At 58.6% G+C, this 17,190-nt stretch carries 13 protein-coding genes and 1 riboswitch; of the genes, 6 read left to right on the top strand and 7 right to left on the bottom strand.

Annotated elements, in window-relative coordinates; all coding sequences use genetic code 11:
- Positions 1-8: 8 nt before the first annotated feature.
- Together GSF67_RS07110 and GSF67_RS07105 are read right to left on the bottom strand one after the other, a co-directional pair.
- On the bottom strand, positions 9-449 hold the full coding sequence (locus GSF67_RS07110) for a GNAT family N-acetyltransferase (RefSeq protein WP_006314451.1): 441 nt from the start codon (positions 447-449) through the stop codon (positions 9-11).
- A complete protein-coding gene (locus GSF67_RS07105; RefSeq protein WP_006314452.1) occupies positions 446-847 on the bottom strand; it encodes a rhodanese-like domain-containing protein in 402 nt (133 codons plus the stop codon). The genes GSF67_RS07110 and GSF67_RS07105 overlap by 4 nt, the downstream gene beginning before the upstream one ends.
- Positions 848-912: 65 nt before the next feature.
- Between GSF67_RS07105 and ftrA the strand changes: the two genes are divergently transcribed.
- Positions 913-1,902 (top strand): transcriptional regulator FtrA, encoded by a 990-nt coding sequence (ftrA, locus tag GSF67_RS07100; RefSeq protein ID WP_006314453.1) that lies wholly within the window; start codon positions 913-915, stop codon positions 1,900-1,902.
- 330 nt (positions 1,903-2,232) lie between these two features.
- Positions 2,233-2,850 (top strand): hypothetical protein, encoded by a 618-nt coding sequence (locus tag GSF67_RS07095; protein ID WP_085944120.1) that lies wholly within the window; start codon positions 2,233-2,235, stop codon positions 2,848-2,850.
- Between the two features lie 199 nt (positions 2,851-3,049).
- Here GSF67_RS07095 and sthA read toward each other — a convergent pair whose 3' ends face one another.
- The 3 genes from sthA to GSF67_RS07080 all read right to left on the bottom strand — a co-directional run bounded on the left by sthA (position 3,050) and on the right by GSF67_RS07080 (position 7,789).
- On the bottom strand, positions 3,050-4,453 hold the full coding sequence (gene sthA, locus GSF67_RS07090; RefSeq protein ID WP_035215927.1) for a Si-specific NAD(P)(+) transhydrogenase: 1,404 nt from the start codon (positions 4,451-4,453) through the stop codon (positions 3,050-3,052).
- A 745-nt stretch (positions 4,454-5,198) separates the two neighbouring features.
- On the bottom strand, positions 5,199-5,732 hold the full coding sequence (locus GSF67_RS07085) for a DUF1003 domain-containing protein (RefSeq protein WP_006316675.1): 534 nt from the start codon (positions 5,730-5,732) through the stop codon (positions 5,199-5,201).
- Between the two features lie 116 nt (positions 5,733-5,848).
- On the bottom strand, positions 5,849-7,789 hold the full coding sequence (locus GSF67_RS07080) for an LTA synthase family protein (protein ID WP_006316676.1): 1,941 nt from the start codon (positions 7,787-7,789) through the stop codon (positions 5,849-5,851).
- A 223-nt stretch (positions 7,790-8,012) separates the two neighbouring features.
- Between GSF67_RS07080 and GSF67_RS07075 the strand changes: the two genes are divergently transcribed.
- From GSF67_RS07075 to bluB, 3 genes are all read left to right on the top strand, one after another.
- Entirely contained in the window at positions 8,013-9,692 is a 1,680-nt protein-coding gene (locus tag GSF67_RS07075) for an NAD+ synthase (protein WP_006316677.1), read from the top strand.
- A gap of 69 nt (positions 9,693-9,761) precedes the next feature.
- Positions 9,762-10,592 (top strand): TolB family protein, encoded by an 831-nt coding sequence (locus GSF67_RS07070; RefSeq protein ID WP_006316678.1) that lies wholly within the window; start codon positions 9,762-9,764, stop codon positions 10,590-10,592.
- 70 nt (positions 10,593-10,662) lie between these two features.
- A riboswitch (cobalamin riboswitch) is annotated at positions 10,663-10,846 on the top strand.
- Between the two features lie 95 nt (positions 10,847-10,941).
- Entirely contained in the window at positions 10,942-11,658 is a 717-nt protein-coding gene (bluB, locus tag GSF67_RS07065; RefSeq protein WP_006316679.1) for a 5,6-dimethylbenzimidazole synthase, read from the top strand.
- A gap of 126 nt (positions 11,659-11,784) precedes the next feature.
- Here bluB and GSF67_RS07060 read toward each other — a convergent pair whose 3' ends face one another.
- Together GSF67_RS07060 and GSF67_RS07055 are read right to left on the bottom strand one after the other, a co-directional pair.
- Positions 11,785-12,903, bottom strand: a complete 1,119-nt coding sequence (locus GSF67_RS07060) for a DUF2865 domain-containing protein (protein WP_006316680.1) — start codon at positions 12,901-12,903, stop codon at positions 11,785-11,787.
- 135 nt (positions 12,904-13,038) lie between these two features.
- Positions 13,039-15,354, bottom strand: coding sequence for an NADP-dependent malic enzyme (locus GSF67_RS07055; protein ID WP_035216939.1), 2,316 nt, complete (start codon positions 15,352-15,354; stop codon positions 13,039-13,041).
- Positions 15,355-15,969: 615 nt separating this feature from the next.
- On the opposite strand from GSF67_RS07055, the gene GSF67_RS07050 reads away from it, so the two are divergent.
- The gene (locus GSF67_RS07050; protein ID WP_256435163.1) at positions 15,970-17,133 is read left to right on the top strand and encodes an acyltransferase; all 1,164 of its coding nucleotides are present in this window, start codon (positions 15,970-15,972) and stop codon (positions 17,131-17,133) included.
- The last annotated feature ends 57 nt before the right edge of the window (positions 17,134-17,190 follow it).

Below are 17,190 nucleotides of genomic sequence, written 5' to 3'. Positions count from 1 at the left end.
AGATCACTTCAAAACATTATGAAGAACCGCGACTTGTTCTGGTAATTCGCTCCCTCACGACGGTAGAAACGAACGGCTTGATCGTTCCAGATTGGCGTCTGCCATTCCATTCGATCGACACCTTCCTGCATCGCAACAATCTTCGCTGCAGCAAACAGGCGTCCACCGATGCCTCCTCCGCGATTAAGTTCGGAAACGAACAGGCAATCCAGATGAGCGTAACGTCGCGCTCGCCAGACTGACCAATCGAAAGTCACCGCTGCATAGCCGAGGAGCGTTTGCCCCTCGGCCGCGACAAGAAATCGAATGGCTTCATGCTGACCCTGGAGTAAGCCGAGGTCCATCTCTGTCAGAGATGCGACGCTCTTCTCGAACGCCGCGTGTTCCTTGACCAATCGGTATAGAGCCGAAGCGTCGGACAGGGTGGGCGTCTGGATCGTGTAATTCACGCTTCAGGACCCTTGGCGAGTTCGAATCCTTCATCAATCCAACCAGTGACGCCGCCAGCCATGATTTTTACCGGGCGACCGAGTTCGGCGAGGCGAAGTGCTCCACGTGCCGCTCCATTGCAATGAGGACCTGCGCAATAGGTTACGAAGAGAGTGTCCGCAGGCCAGCGGTCCATTTTGGAACGAGTCATCTTACCATGAGGCAGATGAATAGCTCCAGGTACATGGCCCTCGGCAAACATTGCTGGTCCGCGCACATCCAGAAGGACGAAACCTTGCTGTTCTGCGAGTGCAGCATGAACGTCCCAGCAATCCGTCTCGAACGTGAATTCAGCGGCAAAATGCTCGCGAGCAATGTTGCTCGGGGCGGCGGGGATGGAAATGACGGCGTTAGGCATTTTCGGCTCCTTGACGTTTGAGCCTCATTTTTGCTTAAGGGTGTTTGTGCTTGCAATTGGCATGAATGACATTATACGGGCACATCATGCCAAACTTAAACGGGCCCCTAGTTGTCGCTGTTCTCTATGATGGTCTCTGCACCTTCGAGTTCGGTATCGTCGCCGAGATATTCGGGCTTCCCAGACCTGAGATGGGAGATGCCTGGTACAGGTTTGCGAGCTGCGCAGTCGAAGAGGGACCGCTTCGCGCTCATGGCGGGTTTCTGTTGACACCTGATTGTGGGCCTGAGTTAATCGATAAGGCCGACATCGTCATAGTACCTGGATGGAGAGGCATAGACGAGGCTGTTCCGCAGAGCCTTATCGATCTGCTCCGCAGGGCGTATGAGCGCGGAGCGCGATTGGCATCGATCTGTTCTGGTGCGTTCGTGCTTGCGGCCACAGGCCTTCTCGATGGCGCGACCGCGACCACGCATTGGCGCTATGCTGACGCTCTCCGGTCGCGCCACGCGGCAGTCCGAGTTGACGAAGTGTCACTTTATCGCTCTCACGAGCGCATCTACACATCGGCCGGAAGCGCGGCAGGAATCGATCTCTTGATTGAGATCGTCCGTCAGGACTACGGCGCTGAGGCCGCGAACTCGGTCGCACGGCGCCTCGTCATGCCCGCCCATCGCACAGGCGGACAGGCGCAATTTCTAGAGCGCCCCGTTCCGGCAGCGCACCAGTCAGCGGTCGCTCCACTCTTGGATAAGATGCGCGCGGACCTTCGTGGGTCATGGACGTTAGAACGAATGGCATCCGAATGCGGAATGAGCCTGCGGACCTTCGTCCGCCGCTTTACCGAAGCAACGGGTCGGCCACCTGGTGAATGGCTCGTTGGTGAAAGGATTGAGGCGGCCAAATCTCTCCTGATCGCGCGACGTCATAGCATCGACGAGATCGCAGCAGCCGTAGGGATTGGATCGTCTGATACCTTTAGGCACCACTTCCGAAAACGAGCGGGCGTAAGTCCAACGGCTTACCAGAATCAGTTCGGCGGGTTGGTGTTGTGATACCAGGTTCCAATGGTATGACCGCAGTTGGTGAAATGAGGCCACGAGGGGCAGCGCTCCATTCCATCTTGATCGCACCGCACATAATTTTGCTGCATGTGCGCTTGTTCATCTCCAGTTCATCTGGCACAATAGCCACCATGATTTCCCGGCTGCTCCGTGCTGCCGTTCTGGGAAAACGGGTCATCCTGATGGAGGGCCCTCGTCGCCGACAATGTCGTTGGACTCGACTTTTACCGTGCATGACCGGGTCTCCCGGCATGCCCTTAAATGGCTTGGGAACAAGATATGCCATCACGCACATCCATTTTCATCTTCGGCCTGCAGCTTATGGCGTTCGTGGGGATCTCAACATCTGCTCTTGGCGATGACGCCGGGTTGATCTGGAAGCCGGTCAAGAATTCCGACCGATCTTATACCGCGCGCATCGGCGCGAAGCTGCCGGTCGATACGCCGATCCGGGCCGGGCTGGAAATGGGCATGAGTGCTTCGAAGGCGGGGCAGGTGGTGGATACGCCGGTGAGGCTATGGGGTAATGTCACGCTGCTGGCCGAGCAGCTTCCCGGTGTTTCGCTCGCGCGTGACGTGGGCGTCATGGTCAACGCGCTGACGGGGTCGAGCAGCGTTTCCATGACCTCGCAGCAGAAGCGTATCGTCACGCCGGAACTTGATATCGAGGCGAACCGTAATTTTACCGTGCGTTACGACGGCACGGCGCAGCAATGGAACGGGCTTGATGTATCACAGTCGCTGCGCCTGTCCCGCTCCGAAACCGGCACCGCCTTTGTGCTGACGGGGGCTAGCCGCAACAGCTTCAACGAGTTCAGCAGCGGTGTGGCGGTGGAGCAGAAACTGGGCGATCATCTGACGGTGCGGGGTACGCTTGATCAGGGATATGCGGATCATTTCCGGCCAGGGGTGAGTGCGCGGTATAGCATTCGGTGGTGAGGGTGCGCGTCACCCATCATCGAATGAATGCGAGGTGATAGGCATCCTCGTTCCATACGCGGCGTCATTCTTGGGCTTGTCCCAAGAATCTAATCACGTCGCATAAAGCGAAACGTTGCAGATGCTCGGGACAGGCCCGAGCGTGATGGGCAGGAGAGTTTTTGCACATCGCAGATGATCTCTTACCTGCAACAAAACCTCAATCCTTCTTCAACTCACCCATGCGGTTCCACGCATCCAGCCCGGCGATCTTGTAGGCTTCTGCCAGCGTCGGATAGTTGAACGTATTCTCCACGAAATATTCCACCGTGCCTTTGAGGTTTAGCACCGCCTGTCCGATATGCACCAGTTCTGTCGCGCCTTCGCCGACGATGTGGACGCCGAGCAGGCGGCGGGTTTTCAGCGAGAAGATCATCTTCAACAGGCCGCTGTCGAGGCCCATGATGTGGCCGCGCGAGGTTTCGCGGAAATGGGCGATGCCGCATTCATAGGGAATGCCGCGTTCAACAACTTCCTCTTCCGTCAGGCCGCAGGTGGAGATCTCAGGCACGGCATAGATGCCGTAGGGGAAGAATTGCGGCGGTTCGCCGGCCGGTGCGCCGACGGCATGGCGGGCGGCGATGCGGCCCTGTTCCATTGACGTGGAGGCAAGGCTCGGGAAACCGATGATATCGCCGGCGGCATAGATGTTCGGCACCGAGGTCTGAAAAGTCTCGGGATCGACCTTCATGCGGCCACGGCTGTCGGCCTCCAGCCCGCAGGCGGAAAGATTGAGCGTATCGGTGGCGCCGACGCGGCCGGCGGCGAAGAGTACGGTCTCGGCTTTCAGGACGCGGCCGTTGCTGAGCGAAACGAGGCATTTGCCGCTTTCGTCCCGCTCCACCTTTTCCGCCTTCTGGCCGAAGATCAGCTTCATATTGCGGTCGCGCAGCTGATAGGTGAAATCCTCGACGATTTCCTTATCGATGAATTCCAGCATGGTCTCGCGTGGTTCCACCACCGTTACCTGCGTATCGAGCGCGCTGAAGATCGTCGCATATTCGATGCCGATGACGCCGGCACCGACGACGACCATGGAGCGCGGCAATTCCTTGATCTCGAGAATCTCATCCGAATCGAGCACCGCCTGGCCATCGAAGGGAATATGCGGCGGCCGGTAGGGCCGGGTGCCGATGGTGAGCAGAATGGAGGTGGCAGTGACGGTCATGACTTCACCGTCGCTCTTCACGACTTTCATCGTGTTGGCGTCGATGAAGCTTGCCGTGCCGCGAATGTGCTGCACGCGGTTGCGGGCGAACTGATGCTCCAGCACCTCGACTTCATGATCGAGCGTGATGAGCAGACGGCGGCGCAGATCGTCGGCGTCGATCTCCTGCTTGACGCGATAGGCACGGCCGTAAAAACCGCGCTCGCGCCAGCCGGTGAGATTGAGCGCGGTTTCGCGCAGGGTCTTGGACGGGATGGTGCCGGTATGCACGGAAACACCGCCGACACGGCTGCCTTTCTCGATGACCAGAACCTTCTTTTCGAGCTTGGCGGCCTGGATGGCGGCTCGTCTTCCCGCCGGACCGCTGCCGACAACAATCAGATCGAACTGGTACATGAAAAACCCCGGAACAGAATGTATTTCGATACCGGATGTCGCATCCGGCGTGGCGTCGTCGCGAAATGGTCGTGATGCCATTTGGACGATGGGGAGTGATTCCCGTATCAGCCTTGCCCGCAAGTGTGCAATGCAACAAACGCCTGCGTCAATCTGTAGCGTAAGAATCTGACGGATTCGTAACTGGGATGGATTTTTAGGAGGGTTGTCCGATTTGTATCGGAGGGACGGTGGGTGGGACTTTACCCCCCTCTGCCCTGCCGGGCATCTCCCCCTCAAGGGGGGAGATCAGCAGGAGGCCCTTTTGTCGCTTCATCTTCAAACGTTGAGAGGGGCGAAACCTCGCCGCAGATCGATCTCCCCCCTTGAGGGGGAGATGCCCGGCAGGGCAGAGGGGGGTAAAGCCCCGCGCACTTCCTGAACCCCCCAAAAAACCAACAGCTTCATCCCGCACAGCGCTGCCATGCGGGGTATGGATGGAGAGCACCGGGCGATCCCCGGCTGCGCTTCAGGTGAGGTTGGTGTGGGTCGGATGCGTTGCGCAGCCGGGTCTTTCACCATGCCGTATCTCGCAAGGGCCGTGCACGGCGCTTTGCGAAATGGTCCTTTCCACGAACGTTGCCAGCGTTCCACCACCAGGACCGTCCTCTAGTTTCCGCCACGTCTGGCGTTCACCCGGCAGGACTGCGTTCACTCTAACAGTGCGGCGCGGGGTGGGGAAAAGCGGGGAAGATGTTTTTTCGCGTCAGTCGTCTTTGCGGGTGACGTGGTGGTGGATGGCGGCGATGTCCTGGCGCAGTGCCGCCAGTTCGGCGAGCACCTTCACATCGATCTTTTCATGCAGCGACAGAACCTCCAGCTCGGCCTTCAGGTTCACCTCATAGTCCTTGGCGGCCTCGAAACGGTCGCGGGCGGCCTGGCGGTTTTGCGACATCATGATGATCGGCGCCTGGATGGCGGCCAGCATCGAGAGAAGCAGATTGAGGAAGATGAAGGGGTAGGGGTCGAAGGCGCGGGTGGTCAGCACGATGGTGTTGATGATGGCCCAGAAGATCAGGAAAAAGCAGAAGCTGAGAATGAACCCCCAGGAGCCGCCGACCTTGGCGATATTATCCGCCAGCCTGTCGCCCAAGCTGGCGCCGGCGGAAAATTCCGCATTGATGTCGCTCGAAACCAGCTTCTTCTGGTGCGACAGTTCCAGGATGCGCCGTTCCACCTCGCCGATTTCACGGGAGGAGCGCTTGAAATGCGAGACGATATAGTCGGAGATATCTGACACGGTGTGTCTCCGGTTCTGATGGGGGTGCCTGTGCGTTTTCCCGAGATAAACCCGCATGGTGGCGGAATTCAAACGATTTCCACCGCCATATGGTTCAGGCGCCCTAGCCAGAACCATCAGACCGCCGGTGCGCCCTCATGCAGCCAGTTAAAGCCGGGGAAGAAACGCTCGCGGCCATATTGCGCGCCGAACATCATATCGAATTGCAGCAGGCGATAATCGCGCACCACATCGGGAACGGCGTTCGGCGCGATCGACCAGTCGGGCAGGGCCTTGCCGTCCGTCGCCACCAGCATGTGCCGGTCGATGACGGAGAATTCCTGCTGAACGTCACCCAGCGTGCCGGTGTAGAAAGGATCGGAGAAGCCTGCGGTCTTCAGCACATGATAGGGCAGGAGCGCCGGGCTGATGGTGCCGATATTCTTGCGCACGCCTTTCTTGGAGGACCAGACGACGAGCGGCGTTTCATGTTCCTTCTTCATCACATCAAGCGGCGCGCGGCGGCTGGCCACCATGCCCGGCATGTAACCGCTTTCCACGAAGGTCTGGCCGAGCGGCGGCAGGTGATCGCCGAAGAGGACGATGATGGTTTCGCGGTCGCGTTTTTTTGCCCAGCGCATCAGCTTCAGCAGTGCTTCGTCTGCTTCCACGACACCCTGCGAATAGGTGGCGAGCGCCTCTGAGGCTGAGGTGGAAAGACCGCCCGTCACGCCAATGGTGTTTTCGGCATAACGGTTCGTTTCGTAAGGGCCGTGTCCCTGCAGGGTGACGGCAAACAGGAAGAGCGGGTTCGTTGCCGTATCAGCGGTCGCCATGATTTCATCCATCAGCGCATCGTCGGAGGCGAAGTTGCCGCGTTTTTCCATCGCCGGTAGCGTCTCTTCAGAGCGGAATTCTTCAAAGCCGAAATTCTTGTAGACCTGCTTGCGGTTCCAGAACCATTCCTGGAACGGATGCATGGCGATGGCGGAATATCCTTCGCCCCGGAAGAAGCTCGCAAGCGAGGGCACCGGACGGCGGATATATTGCTGATAGGGAATACTGCCATAGGGCAGGAAGGCGTTGGAAAAGCCGGTCAGCGCCTCAAATTCCACATTGGCCGTCATGCCGCCGAACTCAGGCGAAAACACATTGCCGGACTGTTTGGCGCGGATGGTCGGCATGGGATCGGCCGAAAGTTCGACATTCTCCAGCCGGGCCGGATCCCATAGCGATTCGCTCATCAGCATGATGACATCAGGGTAATCGCCCTTGTTGGCGGCGAAGGAGGCGGATTTCGAGGTGAGGTCGGCGATGCTGTTGTCGCCATAACCCTCGGGTGCCGCGACATTGGCCATGGGGATATTAAAGGCGAAGGCCATCAGGAAGCCATTATGGCGGTAGTTCTCCTGCTGGTCCCACATCATGGGAATGATGTTGAGGCGATCGCGCACCCAGGAATAATGCGAATAGTCCATCAGCGAGGCGAGGCCTGCGAGAAGCGGCAGCGCCAGAACGAGGCCCGCAACGCGTTCACGCCAGCTCAAGCCCGGCGAATGGCGGCGCGCCAGCAGCCATAGCGCCACAAGGGCTGCGATGGCGGCGCAGAGGCCGAGGCCCACCAGTGCTGCCGTCAGGGGCTGGGCCTTCAGCATGGTCGGCAGAAGCTCGAGGATCTGCCGGCCGAATAAAAGGTCGGAAGGATAAAGTGGATCGGAGAGATAAGTCTGTTTCTGGGCGGAAATCAGTCCCGTCAGCGCGCAGAGCGGCGCGACGGCAATCAGCGAGAGATAACGCCGGCCAAGGATCGCATCCAGCGCCACCAGAAGGGCGAGTACGGCGGCGATGGTGGTTACGCCCGGGCGGGCCGGGGAGGTGAGGAAAGCGCCGACATCACGGGGCGAACCGCGGGCGATCCATTCCAGCGCCACGACAAGCACAATGGATGCGATCGTCAGATTGGCAAGCGTATAGGCCGTACCCGAAAGCTTCGAAAGGCTCCTCAGTCCCGCAGGCGAAAAGACAAGACCAGCCTTTTCGGAAGCCGTTGTTTTTGGCGCCGAATCTCTCAAACTCATACTCCGGTATTTCAGGCGGCAGCGCCGATCCGGGGAGGTGAATCGGACGTCGCAAAATTGTCATGTAACTGTCACATAAGCGCGATGAACGCGACATGAACTTTGCGGAGGATGGTTGGGGCGGTGATAACCTTAGCGTGAACGCAGCCGTGGCGTCTTGCCCCAAGCGACCGCATGCAATTGCCGCGTTGCGGAGCGGCCACGGGCGCGGTATTGAAATGGCATGAGCGACAGACACGATATCCAGAACCATCTTCGAATTGCCGTCGGGCAGTTCAATCCGACTGTTGGCGACGTGGCGGGTAACCTCGCCAGGGCGCGTGAGGCGCGGGCCGATGCGGCAACGCAGGGCGCCGATCTCCTGCTTCTGACCGAGCTGTTCATTTCAGGCTATCCGCCGGAGGATCTGGTGCTTAAGCCGGCTTTTCTGAAGGCCTGCGTGAAGGCGGTGGAAGAATTGGCGGCGGAGACCGCCGATGGCGGGCCGGGCGTCGTCATCGGTTTTCCGCGTCAGGGCGAGACGGGCCGGCACAATTCGGTTGCGCTTCTGGATGGTGGCAAGATCATCGCGTTGCGTGACAAGATCGATCTGCCGAATTACGGCGAGTTCGACGAAAAACGTGTTTTCGAAGAAGGGTCGATTTCCGGGCCCTATAATTTCCGCGGTGTGCGGATCGGCATTCCGATCTGCGAGGAAATCTGGAACGACATGGGCGTGTGCGAGACGCTGGCCGAAAGCGGGGCGGAAATCCTGCTGGTGCCGAATGGGTCGCCCTATTATCGCGGCAAGCTGGATGTGCGCCATCAGGTGGCGCTCAGGCAGGTGATTGAAAGCGGCCTGCCGCTGGTTTTCGCCAATCAGCTGGGCGGACAGGATGAGCTGGTATTTGATGGTGCGAGCTTCGGCTTTAATGCCGACAAGACGCTGGCCTTTCAGATGAGCCAGTTCGAGGCCACACTTGCCGTCACCGACTGGAAACGCACCGCAGATGGCTGGCATTGCGACAGCGGGCCTTTCTCGAAAATCCCTGAGGGCGAGGAGGCGGATTACCGCGCCTGCATGCTGGGCTTTAGGGATTACGTCAACAAGAACGGCTTCAAGAGCGTGGTGCTTGGCCTTTCCGGCGGCATCGATTCGGCGATCTGCGCAGCCCTTGCCGTCGATGCGCTGGGTGAGGAGCGGGTACGCTGCATCATGCTGCCCTACCGCTACACCTCGGAAGAATCGCTGAAGGACGCCGCCGATTGTGCGAGAGCGCTCGGCTGCCGTTACGATATCGTGCCGATCGTCGAGCCGGTGGAAGGCTTTCTCTCGGCACTTTCAGAACTCTTCGAGGGCACGGAAGAGGGCATTACCGAAGAAAACCTGCAGAGCCGCACGCGTGGCACCATTTTGATGGCCGTGTCCAACAAGTTCGGCTCGATGGTGGTAACGACCGGCAACAAGTCGGAAATGTCGGTGGGTTATGCGACGCTTTATGGCGACATGAATGGCGGTTTCAATCCGATCAAGGACCTCTACAAGATGCAGGTCTACGCCATTTCCAGCTGGCGCAACGCCCATGTGCCGCCGGGCGCGCTCGGCCCTTCCGGTGAGGTGATCCCCGCCAATATCATCGCCAAGGCGCCATCGGCCGAACTGCGCCCCAACCAGACCGACCAGGATTCGCTGCCACCCTATCCGGTGCTGGATGATATTCTCGAATGCCTTGTCGAGAAGGAAATGTCGGTCGAGGAAATCCTGGCGCGCGGCCATGATGTGGCCACTGTGCACCGGGTCGAGCATCTGCTTTATCTGGCCGAATATAAGCGCCGGCAATCGGCTCCGGGTGTGAAGATCACCAAGAAGAATTTCGGGCGGGACCGGCGTTATCCGATTACCAACCGGTTCCGGGATCGGTAAGGTGCGCAAACGGAATGTCTGCGCCAGTCGACGCTCCACACCAGACTATCGACAGGCCCGGGAGGCAGCATGCGCAGTTCCATCGAAATCTTCAACATCCGGACCCGGAAGATGCGGGTGGTCTGGCAGACGCCGGAGCTGTTTGAAGCGCCGAACTGGTCGCCGGACGGGAAATATCTGCTGTTGAACTGCGACGGCCTGCTTTATCGCCTGTCACTTGCCGGCGACCCTTCGCCGGAAAAGGTCGACACCGGCTTTGCGACAATCTGCAATAACGACCACGGCATTTCGCCCGATGGTGCGCTCTATGCCATTTCCGACAAGGTGGAGTTCGGCAAGAGCGCGATCTACCTTTTGCCGTCGACGGGCGGCACACCGCGGCTGATGACGAAGAACCTTCCCTCCTACTGGCATGGCTGGTCGCCGGACGGGAAGAGTTTTACCTATTGCGGCATTCGCGATCAGGTTTTCGATATTTATTCCATGGACATAGACAGCGGCGTTGAAACGCGCCTCACCCATGGTGAAGGCCGCAACGACGGCCCGGATTATTCGCAGGATGGACGATGGATCTATTTCAACTCCAGCCGAACCGGCCAGATGCAGATTTGGCGCGTGCGGGTGGATGGTTCCAGCGTCGAGCGCATCACCGACAGCGCCTATGGCGACTGGTTCCCGCATCCGTCTCCTTCGGGTGACAAGGTGGTGTTCGTTTCTTATGACGGCGATGTCTTCGACCATCCGCGTGATCTCGATGTGCGGGTGCGGCTGATGGATATGGATGGCGACAATGTCGAAACGCTGTTCGACCTGTTTGGCGGGCAAGGAACGATGAATTCGCCCAACTGGTCGCCGGATGGCGATGAGTTTGCTTATGTCAGGTATTTCCCGGTGGAATGATGACGGTAAGGTGCGGCAGGCCACATTGCCGCACCACCCGTGGGACACTTGTGCTTGCAAGCTTTTTTGCCCATAGCTTCTCCGGTCAGGTGCCCGCCCTTGCGGCGGGAGAATCGGGAATCCGGTGAAAGACCGGAACGTGCCCAACGCTGTAAGGCGGATGCTCTTTTTCTCATGCCACTGAAGCAATTCGGGAAGGCGAAAGGGGCGGATGAAGCTTAGTCAGAAGACCGGCCTGGCAGGATAGACCGAACCGCGCGGACGGCGGCAGGTTGCTGAAGAGGCGCGTCATCGCTGCAAAACCGGCATGGTTTCTGCACCGGCGCGCCCGCATTGTTGGGGTTAAACGATGCCGACCGATCCGTCCGCTGGCAATCCATTGCAAGCCAATCCATTCGATCACGCGCTTTCACCCGCCCGCCCGTTTTCCGGTGCGGAACGCGAAGCGATCTACCGCGCCATCGAGACGCGGCGTGATGTGCGCGACCAGTTCCTGCCCGATCCCTTGCCGGAGGAGCTGGTGGAACGCCTGCTGAAAGCGGCGCATTCCGCGCCCTCGGTCGGTTTCATGCAGCCGTGGAACTTCACCCTCGTCACCGATGGAGGGGTGCGCCAGGCCGCATGGGTGGCCTTCAGCCGCGCCAATGAGGAGGCGGCGGCGATGTTTGAGGGTGAGAAGCAGGCGCTTTATCGCAGCCTGAAACTAGAGGGTATCCGCAAGGCACCGCTCAGCATCTGCGTCACCTGCGATCCCACCCGCGGCGGCAAGGTGGTGCTGGGCCGCACCCACAATCCGCGCACGGATGTTTATTCCACCGTCTGCGCTATCCAGAACCTCTGGCTTGCCGCCCGCGCCGAAGGCATCGGCGTCGGCTGGGTCAGCATTTTCCACGATAGTGATGTTCGCGCCATTCTCGATATCCCCGAGCATATCGAAATCGTCGCCTGGCTGTGCCTCGGGCGCGTCGATGCGCTCTATACCGAGCCGGAGCTGGCGGTGAAGGGCTGGCGGCAGCGCGTGCCGCTGGAGGAGCTGGTGTTTCGCAATCGCTGGGGTGGGCGGTAAGGCAGTTAGAACGGCGTGCGGATGAGGTGCAGCGTCGCCGCATCTTTCTTCTCCCGGCGAGGAGAAGAAACAAGGGCATTCGCTCGCTCCACAACGGGCCGCCCGAAGCGACCTATCGGCCGTCCGCTATTGCTGCGGCTGAATGCCCTTCAGCGCCGGGTTCTTCAGGTCTATCCGGCCTGTCTGATCCGGCAGGAATTTGGGGCCGATGACGCGTACCCTGGTGTCGTTCGGGTCATAATCGCGTTCGGGAACGGGTTGTTCCGGCGGCTTTGCGGCCTGTTGCTGCTCGGCGGGTTTTTGCGGCCTGTCACCATTCTTGTCACCCTGGGGTGATGGAATGGTGGTGATGCTGGAATAGGGCTTTTCGGCTTGCGGCCGGGCGGCCTCTTCCTGTTTCTGCATGTCCTGGTGGTAGGCGGCCATGTTGCAGGCGCAGCCCGGCGCTTTCGGTGAGGAATTGCGATAGGCGAAGGCGGTCGGCAGGTCCTTGTAGGGTTTGCCGGTTTCGGCGGAAACCATGTCTGCTGTTTCCTGATCCGCCATGGAATGGAAATAAAGCTCCGTCTCGGTTCCCGGGCACATTTTCTGGCATTGTTCGGCCTGGGCGCGAAAATCGAGCGGCGAGGCGTTGGAGGCGATCGGGAAAAACGAACCGTCGCAGGTGCGCACGCAGAGTGTGCGAAGCCCGCCCTCGGCAGCTGCGTTGGGGTAAGGCGACAGGCCCGCTTGCCCCGGCTCATTTTCCTGCTGACGGAAGGCATCGGGATAACGGGTCACATCGGGAGCCTGCGGCAGTTGCGTGTCCGTCTCCGGCGCAGGGCTGCAACCGTTGGCATCGAGGGCGGCGAGAATGCGCTGGCGCCTGACGTCGCCGTCGTCACTGCGTGCGGCCGCCATGGCGTCGTCGCGGTCGCGGATGATGGCGTCACGCTCGGCTTCAGCATCCACCAGCGCATCGCCGATCTCGGCGCAGAGGCCGGCATTGGGATTGCCATAAACGATGACGCTGCCCGAGGAGCAGCCGTAGCTGCGCATATCGTTCCTGATCTTGCGGATGGCGATGTTCTGGCGGGCGAGTGCATTGGCGTAACGCCGCACCTCGGCCGTATTGCCGATGACACGGGGCGGCTCGCGTAATTGCGCATAAAGCGTATCGCAGACCTGATCCGCGAAAGCGGCGGCCGGAGCGATCAAAACAAGGGGAAGCAGGAGGCCGATGATGCGACTGCGGCGCCGGGTCAATTGTGCGATCCGTTCGATGTCCCCGGCCGGTGGCAGGGGTGTTATACTTCACGAAATCCGTGTTTCAGGAAGATAACATAAGCTGTTGCCGCATTGCGGCAACAGCATGTTCAAAATTGCGTTAATGCGCTTTCATCACACCGAAGGGTGCGAAGCCTGCACCACGGCAAAGGCCGCCATGTTGACGACGCCGCGCGAGGTGACGCTGGGCGACAGGATATGCGCCGGTAGCGCCGTGCCGAGCAGGATCGGGCCGACATGCAGGCCCTCCGTCAGCGTGCGGGTGACGCCGAGCGTGATGTTGGCGGCATCGAGGTTCGGGAAGACCAAAAGGTTCGCTTCGCCGGTCAGCACGCTGTTGGGCATGGCGCGCTTGCGCAACGCTTCCGAAAGTGCGGAACCGCCCTGCATTTCGCCGTCCACTTCCAGTTCAGGCGCTGCCGCCTGCACGATCTTCAGCGCGCGGCGCATCTTGCGGGCGCTTTCGGAATCGCGTGAACCGAAGTTGGAATGGCTGGCGAGCGCGATCTTCGGCGTGATGCCGAAGCGACGGATTTCCCTGGCCGCGAGAATGGCCATTTCAGCCACTTCCTCGGAGGTCGGATCGTTGTTCACGAAAGTATCGGTGAGGAACAGTGCGCCCTGCTGGGTGATGAGCAGGCTGAGACCCGCAAAGGACCGCACGCCTTCCTGCTTGCCGATGATCTGGTTCACGTCGCGCAGATGGCGGTCGTAACGGCCTTCGAGGCCGCAGATCAGCGCATCTGCCTCGCCACGCTTCACCGACAGCGCGCCGATGACGGTGGAGTTGGTGCGCACGATGGTGCGCGCTGCCTCCGGGTTGATGCCGGCGCGGCCGACGAGGGCGAAGTAATCATCGACATAATCGCGGTAACGCGGATCGTCTTCCGGATTGACCACGGCGAAATCCGTATGCGGGCGAATGCGCAGGCCGAAACGCTTCAGGCGCGTCTCGATGATCTGCGGACGGCCGATCAGGATCGGAATGCCGGTGCCTTCTTCCAAAAGCACCTGGGCGGCGCGCAGCACGCGCTCGTCTTCGCCTTCGGCAAAGATGATGCGCTTCTTTTCGGCGGCCTTGGCGGCATTGAAGACCGGCTTCATGATGAAGCCGGAGCGCCAGACGAAACGGTTCAGCTGGTCGAAATAGGCCTCGAAATCGGTGATCGGCCGGGTGGCGACGCCGCTTGCCGCCGCAGCGCGGGCAACGGCGGGAGCGATGCGCAGGATAAGGCGCGGATCGAACGGCGAGGGAATGAGATAATTCGGGCCGAAGATCGGCGTTTCGCCGCTATAGGCTCTGGCGGCGACTTCCGAGACTTCCTCGCGGGCAAGCTCTGCGATGGCCTGCACGGCCGCCATCTTCATTTCCTCGTTGATCGTGGTTGCGCCGCAATCCAGCGCGCCGCGGAAGATATAGGGGAAGCAGAGAACATTATTGACCTGGTTCGGGAAATCCGAACGGCCGGTGCAGATCATCGCATCCGGGCGGGCGGCACGGGCCGCCTCCGGCATGATTTCCGGATTGGGGTTGGCAAGCGCCAGAATCAGCGGATTTTCCGCCATGCGCTCCAAAAGTTCCGGCTTCAGCACGCCTGCGGCAGAAAGCCCGAGGAAGACGTCGGCGCCGTCGATCGAATCCGCCAGCACGCGCTTGTCGGTCTTCTGGGCGTAGACTTCCTTCCACTCGTCCATCAGCGTGTTGCGGCCGTCATAAACGAGGCCCTCGATATCGTGGACCCAGATGTTTTCCTTGTTGGCACCCATGGCGACCAGCAGGTTGAGGCAGGCAAGGGCCGCCGCACCGGCGCCTGACGCAACGATCTTGACGCTGGAGAGCGATTTTCCGGCCAGTTCCAGCGCGTTGGTGACGGCGGCGGCGACGATGATCGCCGTGCCGTGCTGGTCGTCGTGGAAAACCGGAATGTTCATCTTTTCGCGCAGCTGGCGTTCCACCTCGAAACATTCCGGCGCCTTGATGTCCTCGAGGTTGATGCCGCCGAAGGTGGGTTCCAGCGCCGCGATGGTCGAGACCATGTCGTTGATGCCGGGCGCATCGATCTCGATATCGAACACGTCGATACCGGCGAATTTCTTGAAGAGGACGGCCTTGCCTTCCATGACAGGCTTGGAGGCAAGCGGGCCGATATTGCCGAGGCCGAGCACCGCCGTACCGTTGGAAATGACGGCGACGAGATTGGCGCGGGCGGTATATTCCGCTGCCATTTCCGGGTTCTCATGGATGGCGAGGCAGGGGGCGGCAACACCCGGCGAATAGGCAAGCGCCAGATCCCGCTGGTTGCCGAGTGGCTTGGTGGCCTGGATTTCCAGCTTGCCGGGGCGCGGGTAGCGGTGGAAAAAGAGCGCCTGTTCCTCGATGTCGGCCTTTGCCGTGTTGGCGGGCGTGTTGTTCTTATCGTGAGAGGTCATGTCTTCCACCGTCATATCTGGTTCAATTCCGGCCCCCTGAATACAACAAACTTCCCCACGGTACAGCCGTTATTTACCGCCTTCTCATGCAAATGCAGGCATGGCTGATACCAACCCCCAACGCGTTCTAATCATTGGCGTTGGTGTCAGAGATGTCGTCCCTGCGCATCTAAGTGCTGCCCCAATGGCTAATCTCGCTTCGTGGCGCTGAATTATGATTTTCTAATGGAATCCTGTGAGTCCAAATCATTGGGCGTTGATATGAATGGACCTACACCATTCACAAAGCACTGTGTCTTTGTGTCGTAGAGCAGGAATGTTGTGACTTTCTGGCAGTCATCTTATTGTGTATATAATATTCAAAAGTCACCTTGCGGTAATAAATTATAAATAGACGCCAATTTTATTTATTGCAAAAATGTATTATTTAATATCTATGTAGATGTATTATATTTCGGTATTTTATTATATTTGTCGTTTTTGTTTTGGTACTGAAGTTAATTAATTAATTTCGTATTTATATCCAGAAAATAAATCGTTTTTTTAAGGCTATATATTTATTCATTGCTGAAGCCTGTCAGCGGATTTTTATCACGATTTAGATTGGGGATTGGAGTGAAAAGTTTTCGGTCACTGGAATCGCTTAGAGCGTGGATGGCTTGGTGGATTGTTCTCGGTCATGCACTGCAACTCGTGGGCGCTGGGACAAACGGTTTTCTGTCATTCGTGCCTTCGAAGATCATGAACTTAATTCTCGACGGCGGGCCGCCGGTTGACGTTTTCATCATCATCAGTGGCTTTGTCATCACCCACCTAATGATCAACAAGCAGGAATCTTACGTTCCATATATTACGCGGCGGGCGTTCCGCATATTCCCAATCTACCTCGTTACATTATTTATCGCGATTGCGACAATTGATCTCTACCAGGCGGCATGGGTTGAATACCCGTTTGCTCTTAACCGTGATATGCGCATTGCTCGTTTCGACGAGCAACAAGGCCAATTCTGGACTCATCTCGGCCTTCACCTGACGATGCTGCACGGGATAGTTCCTGATAACCTACTGCCGTTCTCCAGTACATCGATCCTTTCCCCAGCCTGGAGCCTCAGTCTTGAATGGCAGTTCTATCTGGTCGCGCCCTTCCTCATTACGCTGCTTATTCGAAACATGAATTTTGCACTCTTAGGCGCGTTACTTTTGCTCGGCATGCAGTGGTTGGTCGCGCACCAGCAGGTCTTCGAATGGCAATACAATGGGTTCTTGCCCAAGATAATTAGCTACTTCGTTATCGGCATCCTGTCCCGTCTTGTTCTGGAAAAGATGTACCGAAAACAGGTCTATTTGGATGTTGTGTTGATTACGGCCTTCTTGCTCTTGTTTGTGCCGACTTGGGTTGCTTTGATTTGGATAGTGTTTTTCGCGCTGGCAGCATACGAAAGCAAGCTTACAGATCTCAACATCCCTATTTTGCGACATTTCGGTGCTCTTGTCGCGTTTAATGGCGTGGTCGCAAAAATGGGCAGTTGGTCCTACTCTACTTACCTTATTCATATTCCTGTTTTTAGCGTCGTGCTGGGTCTCTATGTGCGAACCGTTGGTGTCGAGAATGTATTGCAGACCTACGCTCTTCTTTTATTGCTTGCCAGCTTTCCAGTGATCGTTCTGCTTTCTTGGACACTCTATAACACAATCGAGGACCCCTTTCGAAAGCTTGGCTCTCAGATCGCCAAAAGGAAAGCTCCACCATCAGCGGCGGTAACGGAACCGCGGGCATAGTGTAGTGGCCCCCTAAATCTCCGGACACGATCTCCCACTTGTTAAGTGTTAGGAGTA

The organism is Agrobacterium sp. CGMCC 11546 (genome assembly GCF_013365515.1).
Taxonomy (GTDB): domain Bacteria; phylum Pseudomonadota; class Alphaproteobacteria; order Rhizobiales; family Rhizobiaceae; genus Agrobacterium; species Agrobacterium fabrum.
Note: the sequence above shows the minus strand (reverse complement) of the source record. Positions and strands in the feature narration are given on the sequence as shown.

Coding starts and splice junctions, on each gene's coding strand:
- GSF67_RS07105 (WP_006314452.1), bottom strand. CDS start 847: ATGCCTAACGCCGTCATTTCCATCCCCGCCGCCCCGAGCAACATTGCT.
- ftrA (WP_006314453.1), top strand. CDS start 913: ATGACATTATACGGGCACATCATGCCAAACTTAAACGGGCCCCTAGTT.
- GSF67_RS07095 (WP_085944120.1), top strand. CDS start 2,233: ATGGCGTTCGTGGGGATCTCAACATCTGCTCTTGGCGATGACGCCGGG.
- sthA (WP_035215927.1), bottom strand. CDS start 4,453: ATGTACCAGTTCGATCTGATTGTTGTCGGCAGCGGTCCGGCGGGAAGA.
- GSF67_RS07080 (WP_006316676.1), bottom strand. CDS start 7,789: ATGAGTTTGAGAGATTCGGCGCCAAAAACAACGGCTTCCGAAAAGGCT.
- GSF67_RS07075 (WP_006316677.1), top strand. CDS start 8,013: ATGAGCGACAGACACGATATCCAGAACCATCTTCGAATTGCCGTCGGG.
- GSF67_RS07070 (WP_006316678.1), top strand. CDS start 9,762: ATGCGCAGTTCCATCGAAATCTTCAACATCCGGACCCGGAAGATGCGG.
- bluB (WP_006316679.1), top strand. CDS start 10,942: ATGCCGACCGATCCGTCCGCTGGCAATCCATTGCAAGCCAATCCATTC.
- GSF67_RS07055 (WP_035216939.1), bottom strand. CDS start 15,354: ATGACCTCTCACGATAAGAACAACACGCCCGCCAACACGGCAAAGGCC.